The following is a 20,049-nucleotide window of genomic DNA, read 5'->3' on the forward strand; positions in this document are numbered from 1 at the left end:
TGTTCGGCACGTTGCAACAGATGCAGGAGCGGATTCATCCGCGATGCGCCGCGCGGTCGGCGCTCGATCTCACAGGCGCCGAAAATCTTTCGGCGAACACCCGAAAGGACGCAAGCCAATGCCCCGCCCCCCTTCATTGCTGAAAACCCTCATCACCGCCCTGTGCCTGGTCACCGCCAGTGCCAGCACCTGGGCCGACCAGATACTCCCCACACCACCGGAGCTGGAGTCCGGCTACCGCAGCGCCCTGCAGCCGGTGCACGCCAGCCGGCACATGGTGGCGGCCGCCAACCCGTTGGCCAGCGAGGCCGGGCGGGCGATGTTGCGTGCCGGTGGCAGCGCCATCGATGCGGCGATCGCCATGCAGATGGTGCTGACCCTGGTCGAACCGCAGTCCAGCGGCATTGGCGGCGGCGCTTTCATTCTCTACTGGGATGGCCAGCGCGTGCAGGCCTTCGACGGCCGCGAAGCCGCACCGGCCGGGGTGACGGAAAGGTTGTTCCTGCAAGCAGACGGATCGCCCACGCCGTTTCGCGCAGCGCAGATCGGCGGGCGCTCGGTAGGGGTGCCGGGCGTGCTGCGGGCGCTGAAACTGGCCCATGATCAGCACGGCAAGCTGCCATGGAAGGACCTGTTCGCGCCGGCCATCGCCCTGGCGCGCAATGGGTTCGCCGTGTCCGAACGGCTGCACACGCTGGTCGCGGGTGACCCTTTCATCGCCCGCTCGCCGACCATGGCGCGTTACTTTCTGGACGAGCGTGGCGAGCCGCTGGCCGTTGGTACGACCCTGCGCAACCCTGCGCTCGCACAGACCTTCGAACGCATTGCGCAGCAGGGCGTCGATGCTTTCTACAAGGGCGAGATTGCCGAAGCCATGGTGGCTGAAGTGCGTCACCACGCCAATGCCGGGCAGTTGTCACTCGAGGATTTGCAGGGTTACCGGGCCAAGGTGCGCGAACCGGTCTGTGGCCCGTACAAGGCCTGGAACATCTGCGGCATGCCGCCACCGTCGTCCGGCGGGGTGACCGTGTTGCAGACCCTGGGTATTCTCGACGCCCTGCAGCACACCTCGGCGCAACGTGACCTGGCCCGCTTGCCGCCGCACCAGGTGCCCTCCGTGGCAGGGCTCGAACCCGCGCCGCAGGCCGTGCACCTGATGGCCGAAGCCGAGCGCCTGGCCTACGCCGACCGCGCCCTGTACCTCGCCGACAGCGATTACGTGCCGGTGCCGGTCAAGGCGTTGCTCGAGCCGGCCTACCTCGCCGAGCGCGCCAAGCGAGTCGGCGAGTTCAGCATGAAGCACGCCCGCCCGGGCACCCCGCAGGGTGCCAACCTGGCGCTGGCGCCGGACCGCTCGCCGCTGCGGATTTCCACTTCGCACCTGTCAGCCATCGACGACAGCGGCCAGGCCCTGGCCATGACCACGTCGGTGGAATCGGCGTTCGGTTCGCACCTGATGGTCGGCGGTTTTTTGCTGAACAACCACCTGACCGACTTTTCTTTCCTGCCGGCGGAAAACGGCAAGCCCGTGGCCAACCGGGTGCAGCCGGGCAAACGCCCGCTGTCGGCGATGGCGCCAACCCTGGTGTTTTCGCGTGCCTCCGGCGAGCTGGTGGCGAGCCTCGGCTCCCCCGGTGGCTCGCAGATCATCGGCTACGTGAACAAGGCGTTGATCGGCCTGCTGGACTGGCATCTCGACCCGCAACAGGCAGCCAACCTGCCTAATTTCGGCAGCCGCAATGCCGGCACCGAAGTGGAGGCCGGGCTGGTCAGCCCGGCGCTGAAGCGCCAGCTGGCTGCCTGGGGCCATGAGGTCACGCCAATGACCATGACCAGTGGCTTGCAGATCATCCAGCGCACCCCCGAGGGTTGGGCCGGTGGCGCCGACCCACGGCGCGAAGGGGTGGCGCTCGGCGACTAGCCCGTCGCATTGCCGGGCCAGGGTTCGCATGGTAGAAGTCAGTCTTGTCATTCAGGCGTTGAATACCAAGATGTCCATCAGCGTTAAATCGAATAGAGCCCTGTTCGACCTCGACCTGTTGCGCGCCATTGTCGTGGTGGCCGATTGCGGCAGCTTCACCACGGCCGCCGCGCGCCTGCACTCCACCCAGTCGACCATCAGCCAGAAGGTGCGCCGCCTCGAAGACATGGTCGGCCATCGCCTGCTGGTGCGCGGCAACCGCGACGTGCTGCCGACCGACGCCGGGCAGACCCTGCTCGGTTACGCCCGGCACATGCTGGCGCTGAACGACCAGATGCTCGAAGCCCTGGCCGGGGCCATGGTCGGGGTCACCGTGCGCCTGGGCGTGCCCGAGGACTTCGTCGGCGGGCGCACCACCAATGCGCTGTCGGCATTCAGCCGCCTGCACCCGCAGGTCAAGCTTGAAGTCACCAGCGGCCTGTGCCGCGACCTCAGCCAGGCCTACGACAACGGTGAGCTCGACCTGGTGCTGCTCAAACAGCGGCGCAACAGCCGCGAGGGCGTAGCCTGCTGGCCCGAGCGCCTGCAGTGGATCGACAGTGCGCGCATGCCAGCATTCGAGCTCGACCCGATCCCGTTGGTGACCTTCCCACCGCGTGGGTTGTACCGCGAAGACATGATCAGTGCCATCGAAGGCATGGGCCGGCGCTGGCGCATCAGCTTCACCAGTTCCAGCCTGAGCGGTATCCAGGCGGCGGTGGCCGACGGCATGGGCATCAGCCTGTTGCCGCCCCGGGCGGCGACCGGCGAGCACCGGGTGCTGGGGCAGGCGCAGGGCTTGCCGGAGGTGGACAGCTACGAGATCGTCATCGTGCACAAGCCGACGGCGGATGTGATGGTCAAGGACCTGGCCGGGGTGATGTCGCAGTTGCTTGAGGGCGGAGGCATATAACGGTTTATTGTGGCAACTGTCTTGCGCCATTTCTTAAAGCTGGCGCGATCCTTGTGAGAGCCGCGCTTGCCGGCGATGGGCCGCAAAGCGGCCCCGGCAATTTATGCAAAAGCCTTGAAATCGTGGGGCCGCTTTGCGGCCCATCGCCGGCAAGCGCGGCTTCCACAGGTACAGCGCATGCCTGGAAACTGGTGATGATCCTGTGGCGGCTTTGCGATCAAGGCATGCCGAGCCACTCCGGCAACGCCAGCGAAATGAACGGCACATAGGTCACCAGTACCAGGAACAGCAGCAGGATCGACAGCCACGGCAACGCCGCGCGGATCGTCTGTCCCAGGGTCAGCCCGGTCACCGCCGAGGTGACGAACAGGTTCAGCCCCACCGGAGGGTGCACCAGGCCGATCTCCATGTTCACCACCATCACGATGCCCAGGTGAATGGGGTCGATGCCCAGCTTCATGGCGATCGGGAAGAAGATCGGCGCCAAGATCAGGATGATCGCCGACGGCTCCATGAAGCTGCCAGCCACCAGCAGCACGATGTTGACCATGATCAGGAAGCCGATCGGCGTCAGCCCCTCGGACATCACCCACTGGGTGATCTGCTGGGGGATCTGTTCGGTGGTCAGCACATGGGCGAAGAGCATGGCGTTGGCAATGATGAACAGCAGCATGATGGTCAGCCGGCCCGACTCCAGCAGCACTTTCGGGCAGTCACGCAGGCGCATGTCCTTGTACACGAACAGCGCGATGAACGCCGAGTACACCGCCGCCACGGCAGCCGCTTCGGTGGGGGTGAACATGCCGCTGTAGATGCCACCGAGGATGATCACCAGCAGCAACAGGCCCCAGAACGCACGCCGGGCGGTGCCCAGCCATTCGGCGAAGCTGGCCCGTGGCTGGGCCGGCAGCTTCTTGATACGGGCGACGATGTAGATGGTGATCATCAGGAACACGCCGAGCAGGATCCCTGGCACCACGCCGGCCATGAACAGCTTGCCGACCGAGGTCTCGGTGGCCGCCGAGTACACCACCATGACGATCGACGGCGGGATCAGGATGCCCAGGGTACCGGCGTTGCAGATGATCCCGGCGCCGAATTCGCGTGGGTAGCCTGAGCGCACCATGCCGGCCACGGCAATCGAGCCGACGGCGGCGACGGTGGCCGGCGACGAGCCCGACAGCGCGGCGAACAGCATGCACGCCAGCACCGCAGCAATGGCCAGGCCGCCACGGATATGCCCGACGCAGGCGTTGGCGAAGTCGATCAGGCGCTGGGCCACGCCACCGGTGGTCATGAACGCGCCCGACAGCAGGAAGAACGGAATGGCCAGGAAGGTGTAGCTGTCGGAGGTCTCGAACAGCTTGATCGCCAGCGAGCTCAGCGAATCCTGGCTGAACATCAGGATCGACAGCGCCCCCGACAAACCCAGGGAGATGGCGATCGGCACACCGAGGAACATCAACACGAACAGCAGCAGGAACAGGCAGATAACCGTCATCAGTGGTGCTCCTCACCGGGGTTGGCCAGCTTGCTGGCTTCGGCGGCCTCGTCGGCCAGGCCCAGGCCATACTGGCGGTGGGTGAACAGGCGGTAGAGGATTTCCAGGTAGCGGATGATCACCAGGGCGAAGCCCAGCGGCACGATCAGCGCGATATGGCCGACCTTGATGCCATAGCGGTCGAGGTCTTCGGCGCCGATGCCGGCCACCAGCACCGCGCTGACCCACTTGATGCTCGCCACCAGGAACAGCCCGGCATAGGCCAGGCAGCAGGCGCAGGCGATCATCGCCAGCAGCCGTTGCACCGGCTTGCGTGTGCGCCGCACCAGCACGTCGACGCCGAGGTGGCCGGCGGTGCGCACGCCGTACGCGATGCCGAAGAAGATCAGCCAGCCGAACATTGCCTTGGTCAGGGCGATGCTCCAGGTCATGTCCTGGGCATAGGCCATCAGGTGGTCGCCGATGCCCAGCAGCAGGTCGCTGGCGAATGCCCAGTGGTCACTGAGCGTGTAGAACATCGTGTAGAGGTTGTTCAGTGCCACGTAGAGGAAGGTCACCAAGGTCATGGCCGCCAGGAGAAAGGCGATCATGCCTTCCTCGAAGTGCTCCCAGACACGCCTGAGCGATTGCATAGGAATTCTCCAGACAGAGAGAGGGCAGGCCACCCGTGGAGCGGGTGGCCAGGGCAGGGGCGCATGAAGGATCAGGAGGCCTTGTTGGCGTCGTCGGCGGCCTTGATCAGGTCGGCGCCGATCTGGTCGGAGAATTTCTCCCACACCGGTCGCATGGCATCACGCCATTGCGCGCGCTGCTCGGCGGTCAGCGAGTCGATCTCGCTGGTCTTGGCGTCGATGATCTTCTGCCGGGAGGTCTGGTTGAGGGCTTCGGCTTGCTTGTTCACCTCGACGGTGACGTCGTCCATGATCTTCTGCAACTCGCTGCGCACATCTTGCGGCAGGCTGTTCCAGAACTTGGCATTGGTGATCACCATGTAGTCGATCAGGCCGTGGTTGGTCTCGGTAAAGAACGGCTGCACCTCGTTGACCTTCTGGCTCTCGTAGTTCGACCAGGTGTTCTCGGTGCCGTTGACGGTGCCGGTCTGCAGGCCTTGGTAAACCTCGGCGAAGCTCATCTTGCGCGGGTTGGCGCGGATCGCCTTGAACTGCTCTTCGAGCACGCTGGAGGCCTGCACGCGGAACTTCAGGCCGCGGGCGTCCTTGGGCAGGATCACCTTCTTGTTCGCCGACAGTTGCTTGAGGCCGTTGTGCCAGTAGGCCAGGCCACGGATGCCCTTGTCTTCCATCGAAGTCAGCAGCGCCTTGCCTTGCGGGCCTTGCTGGAAGCGGTCGACGGCGGCCAGGTCGTTGAACAGGAACGGCAGGTCGAAGATCTGCACCTGCTTGTTGTAGTGCTCGAACTTGGCCAGTGACGGCGCCAGCATCTGCACGTCACCCAGCAGCAGGGCTTCCATTTCCTTGCCATCGCCGAACAGCGAAGAGTTGGGGTAGACCTCGACCTTGACCTTGTCCTTGAGCTGCGGGTCGGCGGCGACCCGTTTCTGGAACATCAGTGCGCCCTGGCCCTTGGGCGTGCTGTCGGCCACCACGTGGGCGAACTTGATGACAATCGGGTCGGCGGCCTGGGCCAGGCCGGCCATGGACACTGCGGCGGCGCAGAACAGCGCCTGGGTCAGCTTCAACATCGGTGTCACCTCTGATTTATTGTTGTAGGAGGAGTGGGGTAAAGATGGACCAACGGGCTGCGTGTGGAGAATCAGCATTTGTGTAACCCAGCGTTCGGGTTTGCTTAACACTGTCACCTGTACCGGCCCCTTCGCGGGTGAACCCGCTCCCACAGGTACTGCCTAGCTTTCGAGTGCTGCGCGGTCCCTGTGGGAGCGGGTTTAACTGCGAAGAGGCCAGAATGTTCAGCCGAGATGCCCAGCCAGCAACCGCTGCGCCCGCAACACCACCGGCGCATCGACCATCTGCCCCTCGAGCTGGAAGGCCCCGGCGCCATTGGCCGCCTCACTGGCCGCCAGCACCCGCCGCGCCCAGGCCAGCTCTTCGGCACTGGGCGTCAGCGCTGCATGTATCACTGCCACCTGCCGCGGATGAATGCACAACGCCCCGCCATACCCCATGTCGTAGGCATGCCGCATGGCCCGCTGCAGCCCCTCGGCATCGGCGATGGCCGGGAACACGCCATCCAGCGGCGGCAGCAGGTCGGCCCCCCGTGAATGCAGTTGCACTGCCATGCGCGCCTGGTCGAGAAACTGCCGGGCCGCCTCGCTCTCTGTGTTCAAGCCCAGGTCCAGCGCCAGGTCGAGGCTGCCGAACGACAAGCGCTCGACGCCTTCTGCCGCTGCAATCTGCGCCAGCGCCAGCAAGCCCTTGGCACTCTCGATGATGGGCCACACCGGCTTCCCAGCGTGCCAGGCGACCGCCACTTGGGCGGCGTTCTCCACCTTGGGCAACAGCAGCCCGGCGACCGCAGGCTGCTGCGCGCAAAAGGCCAGGTCGGCGGCGTGCTGCGGGTGCTGCGGCGCGTTGACCCGCACCCATACCGACGCTTGTGGCGTGGCCAGCAGAAAAGCCGCCAGGTTGTCGCGGGCCTGCTGCTTCAGCGCCTCCTCGACGGCATCCTCGAAATCGACGATCACCACATCGGCACCTGCCGCCAGGGCCTTGGCGAATCGCTCGGGCCGGCTGCCAGGCACGAACAGGGCGGAGCGCACCACGTTCATACAACGCCTCCTGCGGCCAGGCTGGCGCGCTGTTCGGCGCTCAGGCCCAGTTCCGCGAGGATGCCCTCGGTGTGCTGCCCCAGCGCCGGCACGGCGCCCATGCGCGGGGTGAAGGCGGCATTGCGCCCCGGCGGCAGCAGCGAAGGCAACTTGCCGGCTGGGCTGTCCACTTCGCGCCAGCTGTCGCGGGCTTGCAACTGCGGGTGCTGCCACACACCGTGCATGTCGTTGACCCGGGCGTTGGCGATCTGCGCGTGGTCCAGGCGCGCCACCACCTCGTCGAGCGACAAGGCGGCAAAGCGTTCGACGATGATCTGGCGCAGCACCTCGCGGTTTTCCGAGCGCTTGAAGTTGGCGCTGAAGCGGTCGTCGCTGGCCAGCGCCGGGTCGAGCAGCACCTTCTCGCAGAACAGCGCCCATTCCCGTTCGTTCTGCAGGCCTAGCATGATCGTGCCGCCACCCCCGGTAGGGAAAGGCCCGTACGGGTAGATGGTCGAGTGCGAGGCGCCGGCGCGCGGTGGCGGCGGTGCACCGTTGTAGGCGTAGTACATCGGGTAGCCCATCCACTCCACCAGGCTCTCCAGCATCGACACATCGATGCGGCTGCCCAGGCCGGTCTTGTCGCGCAGCAGCAGCGCCGACAGCACACCGGTGTAGGCATACATGCCGGCGGCGATGTCGGCGATCGAGCAGCCGGCCTTGGCCATTTCCTCGTCACCGGGGCCGCCGGTCACCGAGAGAAAGCCGCCCTCGCTCTGGATCAGCAGGTCGTAGGCCTTCTTCTTTTCATAAGGGCCGCCCGCGCCGTAGCCTGAGATGTCGCAGACGATCAACCGCGGGAAACGCAGATGCAGGCTTTCGAACGACAGGCCCATGCGTGCGGCTGCGCCGGGTGCGAGGTTTTGCACCAGCACGTCGGCCTTGGCCAGCAGGGCATCGAGGATGCCGTCGGCGGCCTGCTGCTTGAGGTCGAGGGTGAGGCTTTCCTTGGAGCGGTTGGTCCACACGAAGTGTGAGGCCAGGCCGTCGACACGCTGGTCGTAGCCACGGGCGAAGTCGCCGCTGCCAGGCCGTTCGACCTTGATCACGCGGGCGCCCAGGTCGGCCAGCTGGCGGGTGCAGAAGGGCGCGGCGATGGCATGTTCCAGGCTGACGACGGTGATGCCGTCCAGCGGGCGGGGTGCGGTTTGCGTCATGGGTTCACCTGTTCATCATCAGTGCAGTGCGGCCAGCGAGCGCGCATCGCGCAACTGCCAGACCTGCTCGATCAGGGCCTGGCCCTGAGCCGGGCTGCGGGCGCCGGAATAGGCCAGCAGGCGCTGGAACTTGGCTTCCAGCTCCGGGCGCGAGAGGGTGTTGCCGGGGTCGCCCTTGGGCTCGTCGATGGCGGCGCTGAAGCGGCGGCCGTCGTTGCAGGTGACCTCGACCCGGCCCAGCCAGCGAGCCGGGTAGGCGGCGTCCACTTCAGGGTCCAGTTGCATCTGCACCTTGTCGCGCAAGGCAGCGACCCGTGGGTCGGTCAACGCCAGGTCGCGGAATTCGATGAGTTGTGCGCTGCCATGCACGGCGATCAGGCCGAGCACGGTGCCCATGGAGAACTTGGCCTGGTGCACGGTAGTGGGCGTGGTGACCCTGCCGAGCACATCGATGGCGCCCTGGTGCACGCGGGTGATCACCTTGGCTATCTGCTCATGATTCAGGCCTTCGCGCTGCATCAGTTGCAGCAACGCGTCGGCGGCGGGGTGGGTGTGGCGACATGAGGCGTGGTACTTGAACGAGGTTTCCACCAGCGCCCAGCGTGTACCCAAACGGTCGCTCAGGCGCGCCGGGTCGGCATCGCTGGACATCCCGGCGGCCAGCCCCTGGTCGCCTTCGAGGATATTGCGTGCGCCGGTCAGGCCGTCGGCGGTCAGGTAGGCGGCGAGCAGGCCATCAGCCGCCGCCTTGGCCGTGTGCAGCTGTTTGGAATCTGCGGCATCGCGCAGGAATTCCCAGAGCCCGGCGGCCTGGGTGCCAGCGCTGCCGAGCAGGTTGATGAACTGCTCCTTGTCGAAGCCCAGCAGCTTGCCGACGCCCACGGCGGCAGCGAGGGTGCCGACGGTGGCAGTGGTATGGAAGATGCGATAGTGCGAACGGCCAAGGAATTCACCGATGCGGATGCCCGCTTCGTACCCGGCGACGGCGGCCAGCAACAGGTCCTGGCCGGACTTGCCAAGGTCCTGTGCCGCTGCCAGCACGGCGGAGAACACCACCGTGGCCGGGTGCAGCACCGAGCTGTTGTGCAGGTCGTCCTGTTCGACCAGGTGCGAGGCCGCGCCATTGACCAGCGCGGCGAAGTAGGGTGACGAGGTACGCCCACTGGTCAGCACGCGAGCGCTGCCTTGAGCGGGGCCCATGCGCGCGGCATAGCGCTCGAACAGCGGGATCGGGTGCGCGCCCTGGCTGGCCAGGGCCGAGCCGAGCCAGTCGAGGAACAGGTCTTCGGTGCGGTCCAGCACGGGGCCTGGGACCTGTGCGTAATGCAGGTCGGCGAGGAAGGCCGCCAGGGCTTGGGTATGCTGCATGTTCAGGCCCTCAGAAGCTGCGCGGCAGCTCGAGCAGGTGCTCGGCCACGTAGGACAGGATCAGGTTGGTGGAGATCGGCGCCACCTGGTACAGGCGGGTTTCACGGAACTTGCGCTCGACGTCGTATTCGCAGGCAAAGCCGAAGCCACCGTGGGTCTGCAGGCAGGCATTGGCCGCTTCCCACGAGGCCTTGGCCGCCAGGTACTTGGCCATGTTGGCGCTGGCCCCGGCGTTTTGCCCGCTGTCGTACTCGGCACAGGCGCGCCAGCGCATCAGGTCGGCGGCCTCGAGCTCGATATGGGCCTCGGCGATGGGGAACTGCACGCCTTGGTTCTGCCCGATCGGGCGGCCAAACACCACGCGGTCACGGGCATAGGCGCTGGCCTTTTCGATGAACCAGCGGCCATCGCCGATGCACTCGGCGGCGATCAGTGTGCGCTCGGCATTGAGGCCGTCGAGGATGTACTTGAAGCCTTTGCCTTCCTCGCCGATCAGGCTGCTGGCCGGTAGTTCGAGGTTGTCGAAGAACAGCTCGTTGGTCTCGTGGTTGACCATGTTGGCGATCGGCTGCACGGTCAGGCCGTTGCCGATGGCTTCGCGCAGGTCGACCAGGAAGATCGACATGCCTTCGGACTTTTTCTTCACCTCTGGCAAGGGCGTGGTGCGCGCCAGCAGGATCATCAGGTCCGAGTGCTGGATGCGCGAGATCCATACCTTCTGGCCATTGATCAGGTATTTATCGCCCTGGCGCACGGCGGTGGTCTTGATCTTGGTGGTGTCGGTGCCGGTGGTGGGCTCGGTCACGCCCATCGACTGCAGGCGCAGTTCGCCGCTGGCAAGCTTGGGCAGGTAGTGGCGCTTTTGCTCCTCGCTGCCGTGGCGCAGCAGGGTGAACATGTTGTACATCTGCCCGTGCACGGTGCCGGAGTTGCCGCCGCAGGCGTTCACTTGCTCGAGGATCACCGAGGCCTCGGCCAGGCCCAGGCCAGAGCCGCCATACGCTTCGGGGATCATCGCCGACAGCCAGCCGGCGTCGGTCATGGCCTTGACGAAGGCTTGCGGGAAGCCTTTCTGTTCATCGATCTTGCGCCAGTAGCTGGCGTCGAACTCGGCGCACAAGGCGCGCACGCCTTCGCGGATGGCATTGAGGTCATCGCTGTCGTACGTATGCATGCGGGTGTTCCCTGTCTGGTATCAGTCGAAAAGCACGTCGGCGCTCTGCGCCACGCCGTCGGCATTGCCGGCCCACAGCTGGGCCTGGCCCGGTGCGCTGATGCGCCCGGCCACTTCGAACGGGGTTGGCACGGTCAGCGGGCGCACGCCGCGGTAGGCAAAGTGGCGCACGTGCTTGCCGGGGTTGGCGCGGATGAACGCACGCAGGTTCAAGGTGGCGATCATCGGGCCGTGCACCACCAGGCCGGCGTAGCCCTCGGTGTCGCTGACGTAGGGGAAGTCGTAGTGGATGCGGTGGCCATTGAAGGTCACGGCGGAGTAGCGGAACAGCAGGGTCGGCGTGGGGGTCACCGCCTCGCGCCAGTCGGCCGGTGCCTCGGCCGGAGCGCTGTCGAGCTTGGGCGGGTTGGGCTCGCGGTAGACGATGTCCTGTTCTTCACGCACGCACAGCTGGCCGTGCTGCGAGTAGTCGTGGCGCACGGTGACGAACAGCAAGGCGCCGGTACGGCCGTGCTTCTCCTCGATGTGCAGGATGGTCGACAGGCGATGGGCCTCGGCGCCGACCTTGAGCGGGGCGATGAACGCGACCCGGCCGCCGGCCCACATGCGGTTGCGGTTGTCGGCCGGCGGCAGAAAACCGCCGCGTGCCGGGTGGCCGTCCGCGCCAAGCTGCGCTTCGGCCAGCGGCTCCTGAAAGAAGCACCACATCCACAGCGGTGGCAGCGGTTGGCCGACGGCGGGTGCAGTTTCACCAAAGGTGGCGGCGATGCGCTTGATGAGGTTGCGGCTGAGCTCATCGACGGCCTCTTCGCTGCGGCCGATCCAGGCGCTGTAGTCGATGGGCGGGGGGGAAGCAGTCATAACCATGGGCCTCTGCATTTGTTGTTATGGGCCGATCATGCGAGGCACCCGGCATTCTGTGAATTTGCATTTGTGTAAAGCAGCGTTCATGTATGCTGAACGCCATCGCCACGACTGGACCTCCCCATGCATTTCGACCTGGCAGACCTGAGGCTTTTCATCCATATCGGCGAATCACCCAGCCTGACCCAGGGAGCGCGTCGGGCGTTTCTTTCACCGGCTGCGGCCAGTGCGCGGATCAAGGCGCTGGAGGCCCAGCTCGACACCCGTCTGCTGTACCGTGACAGTCGTGGTGTCGAGCTGACCCCGGCGGGCCACAAGTTGCTGATGCATGCCCGCCTGATCATGCGCCAGGTCGATTACCTGAAAGCCGAGTTCACCCAGTTCGGTACCGACCTGGCCGGGCATATCCGCATCTTCGCCAACACCACTGCCGTCACCGAGTTCCTGCCCGAAGTGCTGGCCGGTTTCATGGCCAAGCGCCCCGGGGTGACCGTCGACCTGCAGGAGCGGCTGTCGCGGGACATCGTGCGCGGTGTGCTCGATGGCAGCAGCGACATGGGCATCATTGCTGGCCCCGTGGAAGCCAGCGGCTTGCAGGTGATGCACTTCAGCACCGACCGCCTGGTGCTGATCGTGCCGGCGGGCCATGAACTGGCAGGCCGCAAGATGGTGTCCTTGAAGCAGACCCTGGCCTTCCAGCATATCGGCCTGCACGACGGCAGCACCTTGCTGAGCTTCCTGCGCGACCATGTGGAGCGCATGGGCCTGAACCTGTCGCTGCGCATCCAGTTGTCCAGCTTCGAGGCGATCTGCCGGTTGGTGGAGGCGGGAGTGGGCATCGGCATCATCCCCGAGTCGGCAGCGCTGCGGCACAGCCAGACCATGGAACTGGAGACCATCAGCCTGGATGAGCCGTGGGCGGTGCGCGAGCGGAGCATTCTGGTGCGAGAACTGGAGGCATTGCCGGGGACGGTGCGGGCGTTGATTGCGACGTTGATGCCAGAAGCTTGATATCAGCGGCGCTGGCCGTTTCTTGCTTGCTCTTGCTCTTGCTCTTGCTTTGGCTTCTAAGCGCGCGGTAGTTCAGGCGACGCAAATTGCGACTTCAGGAGGCCGAACGCAGGTCTTGCGGAGGGAGGTGACGGGCATGGATGCCCGTCAAGCGCTGGGCCCCAGGATGGGGCCTGCAGCGCGGTCCTCCCGGGAGCAAGACCGGAGTGAGGGGACCCCGGAGCGAAGCGTAGGGGCCGGATGATGGGAGCGGGGGTTTTTGCCTACTTTTTGCCCAGTCAAAAAGTAGGTCGCCGTAAAGGCGAAAAGGTGATTCAGCGCCACCACGGCGAATGAATGTGGACCTGATTTGAAAGCCCACTTCCAAAAGCCAAAAGCCAAAAGCCAAAAGCCAAAAGCTCGAATGCGGTAGTTTTGATTATTCCGAGTGCATTCATTTGCGATGGCGACGCACAGTCACCTTTCCGCCCTTACGGCGGGTCACTTTTTGTCAAACGCGACAAAAAGTAACCAAAAAACGCTGGCTCCCATCATCCGGCCCCTACGCTGCGCTCCGGGGTCCCCTCACTCCGGCGCCTTCCGGGCCCGCGCGGCCTACGACTTGCTGCGCAAGTCTACATCTCGCGCCTTCGGCTGCGCCGAAGGGGTGCTGCGCACCCTGGCCCTCCAGACGCCTGCGTTCGGCCTCCTGAAGTCGCACTTTGCGTCGCCTGAACTATCGCGCGCTTAGAAGCCAAAGCCAAAGCCAGAGCAAGAGCAAGAGCAAGAGCAAGAGCAAGAGCAAGAGCAAGAGCAAGAGCAAGAGCAAGAGCAAAAGCAGGGTTGGCGAAGTTGCAGGCGTTTCGTGAGTGGCTGTTGGCGAGGCGTACAGTACTTGATCAGAGTCCCAGGGTAAGTGGTGCGTCCTTGATCCAGAGACGAGCACCCTGAGCGCCGGCGCTGGCTTGCAAGGGCGTGCCTGCCGGCAGGCGCATCCAGCTCAGGGGCTGAAGGCTGAAGTCCGCGCTGGCCAGGCTGCCTTGCAGAAGCAGGCATTCCAGTCCGCGCCGGTTGTCCAGGTAGACAGAAGCACCGGGTTGCAGGTGCTTCAGATGCACCTGTTCATGTGCATTCGAAAACAGCAACTGGTCGCCCTGCGTCGATAAGGTTGCGGCGAACTGCTGGTCATCATCAGGATGAAACTGCTGCAGACGGACGAAGATCGTGCAGCCCTCGCCAGACCTTGGCGCGTGCGCGCTACCAGGTGGATTGCGTACATAGCTGCCCGCCGGGTACTGGCCGCGCTCATCCTCGAACACACCTTCCAGTACCACAAATTCTTCGCCGCCAGGATGCTCGTGGGCGTTGAAGTGGCTGCCGGGGGCATAACGTACCAGGCTGGTGGCGCGGGCCTTTTCGCCGCCGATGCGGAACAGTGGGCGGCGCTCGACGCCGGGCAGTGGGCTGGCCAGCCAAGGCAGATTGGCGGCGTGCATGATGGCGGGCAGGGTCAGGTCGGCGTTCAGGCGGTCCGGGAGCATGGCGGTTTCCTGGTATTGGAGGGTTGGCTGTACCCGCCCTCCATGATCAGCTGTTGTCAGGTATCGATAAAGCCCCCGTGCTCAACCGGCGACGACGAAGCAGCCCATCAAGCCGCTCATTGTCGCGCTGGCTGCAGCCGGCAGGCCACGTCAGTAGAAACTGCGCTGGGCCTTGAGCGTGACCATGCTTTCACAATAGGTATTGATGCCGGCATAGGCGTCGCAGCCGCTGCCGCTGAGGTCGGAGTTGCTGTAGATCAGGTTGAGGTCGATACCCAGCCAGGGCCGCGAGAACTCCAGCGACCAGTCGGAAAACCCGCTGATCTGGCTGCCGTCGCCGATGGTGAACGGGGTGCCCAGGCGGTGGTGGGCGAGCTTGACGGTCAGGTCGACATCGAACAACGGCAAGTGGCCGAAGTCGGCGAACAGGGTGCCGGTGCGGTTGCCCGGGTTGTCGCGCCAGGCGCCGCCAAAGCGGCTGCCAAGCACCGAGATGCCGCCGTACAGGGCGTAGCTGTCGGGGCCGGCGATGTTCGGCTGGCTGTAGTGGATCAGGCCCACTTCGTAGCCCAGGGTGCTGTCGAAGTGATGCTTGTAGCCGGTGTAGCTGTCCAGGCGCAGGGTGGAGTTGGGCGTCACACCCATGCTCGGCGCGTACTGGCCGAGGTACCAGCCGCTGGGGTGGCTGAGGTCGAGGCCACCGTGGAAGGCGCCTACCGCACTCGGCGAGATCAACCCCTGGGCCATGCTGCGCGAGGGGGTGGTGCCGAGCTTGAAGTCGAAATCGCCCAGTTGGCGCTGGATCTGTTGCGCGTGCAGTGCCGGGCTCGAGAGGAGGGCCGCAGTCAGCAACAGAAGGGGCCTGGTCATGGTCACCGTCCTGGAAGGCTTGCTCTTGAGCGGCCGAGGATACCTGTGTCGAGCGCCTGGGGCTACCGGCAGCCATGTGTACACGACCATTGGTCGAGGGCCGTTCAGGTAGCGAGCTGCTCGGCGATTTCGATCAGGTTGAGGTCAGGGTCGCGAACGTAGATCGAGCGGATCGGGCCGGTTGCGCCAGTGCGTGCGACCGGGCCTTCGATGATCGGCCATTGCACCTTGTGCAGGTGAGCGATCACCTGCTCCAGCCCAATCGTGCTGATGAAGCACAGGTCGAGGGCGCCCGGCACCGGCAGATGCGCCTTGGGCTCGAACTCGTGGCCGCGTACATGGAGGTTGATTTTCTGATTGCCGTAGCGCAGCGCCAGGCGGTTGCTGGCGAAGGTTTCCAGCTGCATGCCCAGCACACGGGTGTAGAAGTCGGTGCAGGCATCGATGTCGGTGGTGGTGAGGACCAGATGGTCCAGGTGATCGATCATTGGCCAGCCTCAGTGACGGGGACTGACGGTGGTCAGCCCGGCCTGGGCCATGATAGTGCGCCGAGCCGGTCTTTCAACTCAGCCTTTGATTGCATGCTGGGCCTCGGCAGTTTCGGTGACCACCTGCTGGCTGGCGGAGCGCTCGATGACGCGCTTGCGCAGCTCGTATTCGTCCAGTGACAGGCCCTGGCGCTGGATCGACTCGAGTTGCAGCTGGCGGGTTTCTTCGTCTGTGTAGGGGCGCAGTTCGGGGTGGCTGGCGCAACCGGTGAGCACGGCGATGATGGAGGCGGTGAGGGCAGCGAGCAGCAGGCGGGCCGTGGTGTTCATCGGGGGAAGCTCCAGGATTCGGGCGGTGGGAATCGATGGAGCTAGGTTATGGGTTGATGGCGATGGGTAGAAATTGGTGGTGTCGATAGTGACTATTGAGGTTGCTGCAAGTCCTCAGAAGGATTCCCGGATCCTGGTAGGAACTGGGCCGCTTAGCGGCCCCTGAATCCAGCGCGGTTTATCGGCGTCTGCCCTTTTCTTGCATCGCCGGACCGGTGTCCAGAGCTTCAGCGGGACCAGGTGCGGCCCTTACGTTGAAGAGTCGGCAGATGAAAAACCAGCAGATGGCAACGGAAAGGTTGTATGGGAACAAGACGGCCCAGAATGGCAGCTGCCAGTTTTTCTTGCCCTGCATTTCACCCGGTTCGCCAGTTCGCCAGGGAGCATAGTGACGCCAGGCTTCTGCGGGGGTGAGGCATATCGCGTGCAGAGGTTTATGCCACCAGTTGGGTTCGTCGGGAGGTGGGAGATTGTCTGGGCCGTGATCCATGAAATGGCGGAGGTATTCCCAGACTTCTGCGACATAACGGGTCTGGAAGTCGGTTGGCTCGTTGCTGTCGATCCAGAAACAGTCTTTCAGGTGTAAGCTACCGTCTTCCCTGCGCGGACCGAATGCCAAGGCGTAACTGGTGCTGAAGGATACGCCACCAAATTCTCTGCGTACGTAAAGACCACCTCGGGTGTTGCTCCAGTCGAAAGATATGAGTTTCTTGACTCGCTGATAATAGATTTTTTTGGAGATGCGATTGAAGTAAATGCTTGAGAGGTTTTTTATGAGGTATATTCTGTAGGCGAGGAACGGGGTGAACAAAAAAGGGGTTAAAATATCTAGTGCGAGTAGCTCGCTATCTCTACTTAGTATTCTTCCTGTGTCCGTGAATAGAAGTTCTGGGTAAATGATTAGTGTCAATGCGGCGGTCATGGCGGTATAGATTTTTCCCATAAACACAGAGTCACTCACCCAGGGGTTGTGTAAGCACAGGTTTGTGGGCGTAATGGAGGTTACTTGATCTCCTATGCGGGGAGCGAATTGTGTGTCGTGAGTAGGGTTGAATAGCCAGGCTATTGACATTGCTTACCTCTCAAGTGTGAACTCGGCCGTTGCGCGAACGCTGTCGTCAATGCCTTGGTTTGGGGAGTAACTTATGAGCAGCTTTGCAATGTCTCCGTGTGCTATTTCAGAGGTGAAATTGAGCACTAGCCCGAGTGCCGTATCATGGCAGTGAGGGTTAAACGGAAGGTTGATAATGTTTTTTTCAGCATCGTACGCGGTCAGTGAGCCCGACCACTCACTCTGGCCGACGATGAACTCTGGGAGCAGTACAGTAAATTCTGCGGTTGGTTTGGGGGAGCGTGCGCTTGTATGAACCAAAGTGGCCCAGAGAGCAGGCGACCAAATGTCGTTTTGCCTCCATTCACTCGAGAGATTCTTTAGTTGTAATGATTCCGCTTGTGTGGTTTTAAGCAATACAGGCTGGTAGTAGGCTTTTTGCCATTCGCTGATCTCTTTGGTGATGTTCTCGTACGCTGGGAGTCTTCCTGTAAGGTCTAGACTTACCTGTTCTCGAATCTCTCCGTCATTATTTCTCGTGCCGAAAATGCTCCTTGCAGCCCATAGTTCAAGTGGTGTATGAATCCGCGCGCTCGCTTTTGCATGGAGATAGAGTCCAGCGATCAAGATGATGCCACCTATAAGCACAACACCTGCTGCTGCCCAGCCTGCAAAAGGAATAAAACTTATAGAGCCGGAAAGCGCCAAACTTCCCTCAAGAATTAATGCGGACCCTAAAGCGACAGCAGTTCCACCTTTGCGTGTGTACTGTGACGCGATGGTGTCACCATTTTCTGCTTGGCGTATTGATTTCTCGCGATCAGAATAGAACCCTAGGAATATCGCGGGGTAGCCTGAAATTCGTGCGAATAATTTGCTGCCCAGAAATTTGAATAGCCCATTTTCGAACGCCAACCCAGGTGCAGCTGAGCTCAATTTCAGCATTAGCACTTTCTGCGTTGCCCGCACACTGACCCATGTCGCTGCCGCTGCACCAATGACCCCAAAAATCGAGGCGGAGAACCCCGTGGTGTACTCCGACGCATCACTAGTTTGTAAATTGTTGTATGCCGCTTTCAACGCAAATATGTTGAACCACAGCATCCCTGCATTCAAAACGGTGCCTACGCTTGATGTAAGTATCCCGATCAGTTTCGGTTTAACGCGCGAGAGAGTGGTCAGTTCCAGCGAGACCTTCCTGCTGCCCGTGATGCGCAACTGCTTCATTTCTTCAACCTGCGCCATCCCGCTCTTCAGGTATTTCTCCACTTCTTGGCTGAAGGGATTCTCGAGGATCAGCTTGTCGGTGATGTTGTATCGCGCAGCCAGCAGCCCTAACGCTTTCGTGGCATTGGCTTCGCGCGCTGCGGCCTGCACCTGCTGGCGCAAGGTGTTGCTGGCATCCCAACGCGTCTTCCCGCGCATGCGCTTGAGCACTACGGTGCTCACTGACTGGGCGGTGAGGTCAGTGATGCCGGCAGAAGCGGGAAAGCGGCCTGCCAAACCTTGGATAACGTTGTCACTGCCGCCGAGCAGGGTGCCGATCGAGTCGGCCTTGTCGCGGAACGGATTGAAAGGCGCCAGCGCCACATACAGCGGGCTGTCGTGCTGATCCAGCCAGCGCTCCAGGCGCTTGAAGCGCAGGTCCTGCTCTTCGGTACCGGGCACGGGCTGGCTCATGGGGTGAATCAGCAGGGCCAGGGACATTTCCAGCCCGCGGGCGGAACTGAGTTCGTCACGGTCATAGCAGGCCAGCGCGGCGGCCAGGCTGTACGGATCATCGATGTGACCGGCTTCGGCGGTGGCCAGCCAGGCGTCGTGATCGTTGCTGGCTTGCAAGGCCAACTCACGCATCTGGCTGATGCGGTACTCCAGCTCGTCGCGTTCCTCCAGAAACTTAAGGTACTTGGCCGAATCGATGCGCTGCCCCAGCCGATGGCCCTGCTCGGAATAGTCTGGGTGGGTGAGCACCCGGAAACGTTCCTCGTAAGGCGGCCTCGGTCGGCTGTCCGGGCGTATCCTCAATGCCGCCGTGCCCAGCGAAGGGTTGTCGGCCGGGTACATGCTTTCCAGCGTCTTGTTCAGCAGGGTGGCGACCAGGTTGCGATGGTGGAAGTCGCGGCTCTTGGGGCTGAGGCGTTCGGCATCGAGCTGGTAGCACATCGGCACGTCGGCCTGCTCGGTACCTTGCGCCGGCCTGGTATGGGGCAGCTGTTGGGAAGGCATCAGGTCGCGCATCTGGTGCTGGTAGGCCGACACTGACAGGCTCAGGTCCAGGGCCAGGCCTTCGGCGTCGCTTAACACCACTACAGCGGGGATCTTCGGTTGCGTGTAGGGGTAGTGGCGGGCAACGGCATGCAGGCTGCCGGCGAGCAACGCCGAGGGACGAGGCTGGCTGCTCCAGCTCAGCGACATGCGTTGAGCATCCGGCTTGAAGTCTTCGACCCAGGTCTGCAGGGCGCTGACCGGCAGCACATGAGCCTGGGTGGACGGCGCTTTGTTGCCGGCAATCAGTTCGGCCATGTCCAGCTGGCTCATGTGCCGTTTGCGCATGGCCAGCGAACCGGTGATGCGTGCCGTTACGGCATTGGTCCACAGGTGCGGGCTGTAGGCGATCCAGACTTCCTTGGCGCGGGTCTCGCAGGTGTCGGCCCAGACCCAGCCCATCGGCCGGCTGGACAAGTAGCGGTCGCGGCGGTGGTAGTGCTCCAGGCTGCGGTAACGCAACTCCTTGTACAGGCCTTCACCGTCGTATTCGTGAATGACCAGCTTTTCGCCCTGGGTGCCTTTCATGAACACGTAGACGTAGCCTGGACGCAGGGCGCGCAGGGTATAGGCGGAGTGCTGCAGCGGGGTGAAGCCTTGCTCCAGGTTGAAGCCGGAGTCAGCGTAGCGACAGGGCGGGGCATCTGCGGTACGGGGCACGATGGCATAGCGCACGGGCAGGATCGGCACCCGTGCGCTGCAGGCCGGCGCAGATGCGGCGCGGCTCACGGTGGCGTTACTCATGAGCGCCTACCCCCTGTCGAAGGGGCATTTGCCGTAACTTTTTCCTGT

17 protein-coding genes are annotated in these 20,049 nt (G+C 63.5%); 3 read left to right on the forward strand and 14 right to left on the reverse strand.

Annotation, left to right across the window (positions count from 1 at the left end):
• Positions 1 to 118 precede the first annotated feature (118 nt).
• Together ggt and ACIPZ5_RS08985 are read left to right on the forward strand one after the other, a co-directional pair.
• The gene (ggt, locus tag ACIPZ5_RS08980) at positions 119 to 1,921 is read left to right on the forward strand and encodes a gamma-glutamyltransferase (RefSeq protein ID WP_400807901.1); all 1,803 of its coding nucleotides are present in this window, start codon (positions 119 to 121) and stop codon (positions 1,919 to 1,921) included.
• A gap of 70 nt (positions 1,922 to 1,991) precedes the next feature.
• A complete protein-coding gene (locus ACIPZ5_RS08985; protein WP_261940411.1) occupies positions 1,992 to 2,873 on the forward strand; it encodes a LysR substrate-binding domain-containing protein in 882 nt (293 codons plus the stop codon).
• Positions 2,874 to 3,090: 217 nt separating this feature from the next.
• Here ACIPZ5_RS08985 and dctM read toward each other — a convergent pair whose 3' ends face one another.
• The 8 genes from dctM to ACIPZ5_RS09025 all read right to left on the reverse strand — a co-directional run bounded on the left by dctM (position 3,091) and on the right by ACIPZ5_RS09025 (position 11,719).
• On the reverse strand, positions 3,091 to 4,374 hold the full coding sequence (gene dctM, locus ACIPZ5_RS08990; RefSeq protein ID WP_400807903.1) for a C4-dicarboxylate TRAP transporter large permease protein DctM: 1,284 nt from the start codon (positions 4,372 to 4,374) through the stop codon (positions 3,091 to 3,093).
• Positions 4,374 to 5,006, reverse strand: a complete 633-nt coding sequence (locus tag ACIPZ5_RS08995; RefSeq protein WP_261940409.1) for a TRAP transporter small permease — start codon at positions 5,004 to 5,006, stop codon at positions 4,374 to 4,376. Before ACIPZ5_RS08995 ends, dctM begins: the two co-directional genes overlap by 1 nt.
• 71 nt (positions 5,007 to 5,077) lie before the next feature.
• On the reverse strand, positions 5,078 to 6,076 hold the full coding sequence (locus ACIPZ5_RS09000; RefSeq protein ID WP_400807906.1) for a TRAP transporter substrate-binding protein: 999 nt from the start codon (positions 6,074 to 6,076) through the stop codon (positions 5,078 to 5,080).
• A gap of 225 nt (positions 6,077 to 6,301) precedes the next feature.
• A complete protein-coding gene (locus ACIPZ5_RS09005; protein ID WP_261940407.1) occupies positions 6,302 to 7,120 on the reverse strand; it encodes a CoA ester lyase in 819 nt (272 codons plus the stop codon).
• Entirely contained in the window at positions 7,117 to 8,316 is a 1,200-nt protein-coding gene (locus tag ACIPZ5_RS09010) for a CaiB/BaiF CoA-transferase family protein (protein ID WP_261940406.1), read from the reverse strand. Before ACIPZ5_RS09010 ends, ACIPZ5_RS09005 begins: the two co-directional genes overlap by 4 nt.
• Before the next feature lie 18 nt (positions 8,317 to 8,334).
• Positions 8,335 to 9,684 (reverse strand): MmgE/PrpD family protein, encoded by a 1,350-nt coding sequence (locus ACIPZ5_RS09015; RefSeq protein WP_400807909.1) that lies wholly within the window; start codon positions 9,682 to 9,684, stop codon positions 8,335 to 8,337.
• Positions 9,685 to 9,694: 10 nt separating this feature from the next.
• On the reverse strand, positions 9,695 to 10,858 hold the full coding sequence (locus ACIPZ5_RS09020) for an acyl-CoA dehydrogenase family protein (protein WP_261940404.1): 1,164 nt from the start codon (positions 10,856 to 10,858) through the stop codon (positions 9,695 to 9,697).
• A gap of 21 nt (positions 10,859 to 10,879) precedes the next feature.
• The gene (locus ACIPZ5_RS09025) at positions 10,880 to 11,719 is read right to left on the reverse strand and encodes a MaoC family dehydratase N-terminal domain-containing protein (protein WP_400807912.1); all 840 of its coding nucleotides are present in this window, start codon (positions 11,717 to 11,719) and stop codon (positions 10,880 to 10,882) included.
• A gap of 126 nt (positions 11,720 to 11,845) precedes the next feature.
• Between ACIPZ5_RS09025 and ACIPZ5_RS09030 the strand changes: the two genes are divergently transcribed.
• Positions 11,846 to 12,733 carry a LysR family transcriptional regulator gene (locus ACIPZ5_RS09030; protein WP_261940402.1) on the forward strand — a complete coding sequence of 296 codons (888 nt, stop codon included), beginning with the start codon at positions 11,846 to 11,848 and terminating at the stop codon, positions 12,731 to 12,733.
• Positions 12,734 to 13,611: 878 nt separating this feature from the next.
• Here the strand turns inward: ACIPZ5_RS09030 and ACIPZ5_RS09035 are convergent.
• The 6 genes from ACIPZ5_RS09035 to ACIPZ5_RS09060 form a co-directional block, all read right to left on the reverse strand.
• Positions 13,612 to 14,253 carry a cupin domain-containing protein gene (locus tag ACIPZ5_RS09035; RefSeq protein ID WP_400807915.1) on the reverse strand — a complete coding sequence of 214 codons (642 nt, stop codon included), beginning with the start codon at positions 14,251 to 14,253 and terminating at the stop codon, positions 13,612 to 13,614.
• A gap of 150 nt (positions 14,254 to 14,403) precedes the next feature.
• Positions 14,404 to 15,123, reverse strand: a complete 720-nt coding sequence (locus ACIPZ5_RS09040; protein WP_261940400.1) for a TorF family putative porin — start codon at positions 15,121 to 15,123, stop codon at positions 14,404 to 14,406.
• 104 nt (positions 15,124 to 15,227) lie between these two features.
• Positions 15,228 to 15,611 (reverse strand): VOC family protein, encoded by a 384-nt coding sequence (locus tag ACIPZ5_RS09045; protein WP_261940399.1) that lies wholly within the window; start codon positions 15,609 to 15,611, stop codon positions 15,228 to 15,230.
• 78 nt (positions 15,612 to 15,689) lie between these two features.
• Positions 15,690 to 15,941 carry a hypothetical protein gene (locus tag ACIPZ5_RS09050; protein ID WP_343597137.1) on the reverse strand — a complete coding sequence of 84 codons (252 nt, stop codon included), beginning with the start codon at positions 15,939 to 15,941 and terminating at the stop codon, positions 15,690 to 15,692.
• A 178-nt stretch (positions 15,942 to 16,119) separates the two neighbouring features.
• Entirely contained in the window at positions 16,120 to 17,013 is an 894-nt protein-coding gene (locus ACIPZ5_RS09055; protein WP_343597135.1) for a hypothetical protein, read from the reverse strand.
• 3 nt (positions 17,014 to 17,016) lie between these two features.
• Positions 17,017 to 20,001, reverse strand: coding sequence for a T6SS effector BTH_I2691 family protein (locus ACIPZ5_RS09060; protein WP_400807919.1), 2,985 nt, complete (start codon positions 19,999 to 20,001; stop codon positions 17,017 to 17,019).
• Positions 20,002 to 20,049 lie beyond the last annotated feature (48 nt).

Origin of the sequence: Pseudomonas sp. NPDC089428 (assembly GCF_044749325.1) — a bacterium.
Taxonomy (GTDB): Bacteria; Pseudomonadota; Gammaproteobacteria; order Pseudomonadales; family Pseudomonadaceae; genus Aquipseudomonas.

Bases quoted from the DNA above. Each gene is read 5' to 3' on its own strand.
- ggt (WP_400807901.1), top strand. From the start codon at position 119: ATGCCCCGCCCCCCTTCATTGCTGAAAACCCTCATCACCGCCCTGTGC.
- ACIPZ5_RS08985 (WP_261940411.1), top strand. From the start codon at position 1,992: ATGTCCATCAGCGTTAAATCGAATAGAGCCCTGTTCGACCTCGACCTG.
- dctM (WP_400807903.1), bottom strand. From the start codon at position 4,374: ATGACGGTTATCTGCCTGTTCCTGCTGCTGTTCGTGTTGATGTTCCTC.
- ACIPZ5_RS08995 (WP_261940409.1), bottom strand. From the start codon at position 5,006: ATGCAATCGCTCAGGCGTGTCTGGGAGCACTTCGAGGAAGGCATGATC.
- ACIPZ5_RS09000 (WP_400807906.1), bottom strand. From the start codon at position 6,076: ATGTTGAAGCTGACCCAGGCGCTGTTCTGCGCCGCCGCAGTGTCCATG.
- ACIPZ5_RS09005 (WP_261940407.1), bottom strand. From the start codon at position 7,120: ATGAACGTGGTGCGCTCCGCCCTGTTCGTGCCTGGCAGCCGGCCCGAG.
- ACIPZ5_RS09010 (WP_261940406.1), bottom strand. From the start codon at position 8,316: ATGACGCAAACCGCACCCCGCCCGCTGGACGGCATCACCGTCGTCAGC.
- ACIPZ5_RS09015 (WP_400807909.1), bottom strand. From the start codon at position 9,684: ATGCAGCATACCCAAGCCCTGGCGGCCTTCCTCGCCGACCTGCATTAC.
- ACIPZ5_RS09020 (WP_261940404.1), bottom strand. From the start codon at position 10,858: ATGCATACGTACGACAGCGATGACCTCAATGCCATCCGCGAAGGCGTG.
- ACIPZ5_RS09025 (WP_400807912.1), bottom strand. From the start codon at position 11,719: ATGACTGCTTCCCCCCCGCCCATCGACTACAGCGCCTGGATCGGCCGC.
- ACIPZ5_RS09030 (WP_261940402.1), top strand. From the start codon at position 11,846: ATGCATTTCGACCTGGCAGACCTGAGGCTTTTCATCCATATCGGCGAA.
- ACIPZ5_RS09035 (WP_400807915.1), bottom strand. From the start codon at position 14,253: ATGCTCCCGGACCGCCTGAACGCCGACCTGACCCTGCCCGCCATCATG.
- ACIPZ5_RS09040 (WP_261940400.1), bottom strand. From the start codon at position 15,123: ATGACCAGGCCCCTTCTGTTGCTGACTGCGGCCCTCCTCTCGAGCCCG.
- ACIPZ5_RS09045 (WP_261940399.1), bottom strand. From the start codon at position 15,611: ATGATCGATCACCTGGACCATCTGGTCCTCACCACCACCGACATCGAT.
- ACIPZ5_RS09050 (WP_343597137.1), bottom strand. From the start codon at position 15,941: ATGAACACCACGGCCCGCCTGCTGCTCGCTGCCCTCACCGCCTCCATC.
- ACIPZ5_RS09055 (WP_343597135.1), bottom strand. From the start codon at position 17,013: ATGTCAATAGCCTGGCTATTCAACCCTACTCACGACACACAATTCGCT.
- ACIPZ5_RS09060 (WP_400807919.1), bottom strand. From the start codon at position 20,001: ATGAGTAACGCCACCGTGAGCCGCGCCGCATCTGCGCCGGCCTGCAGC.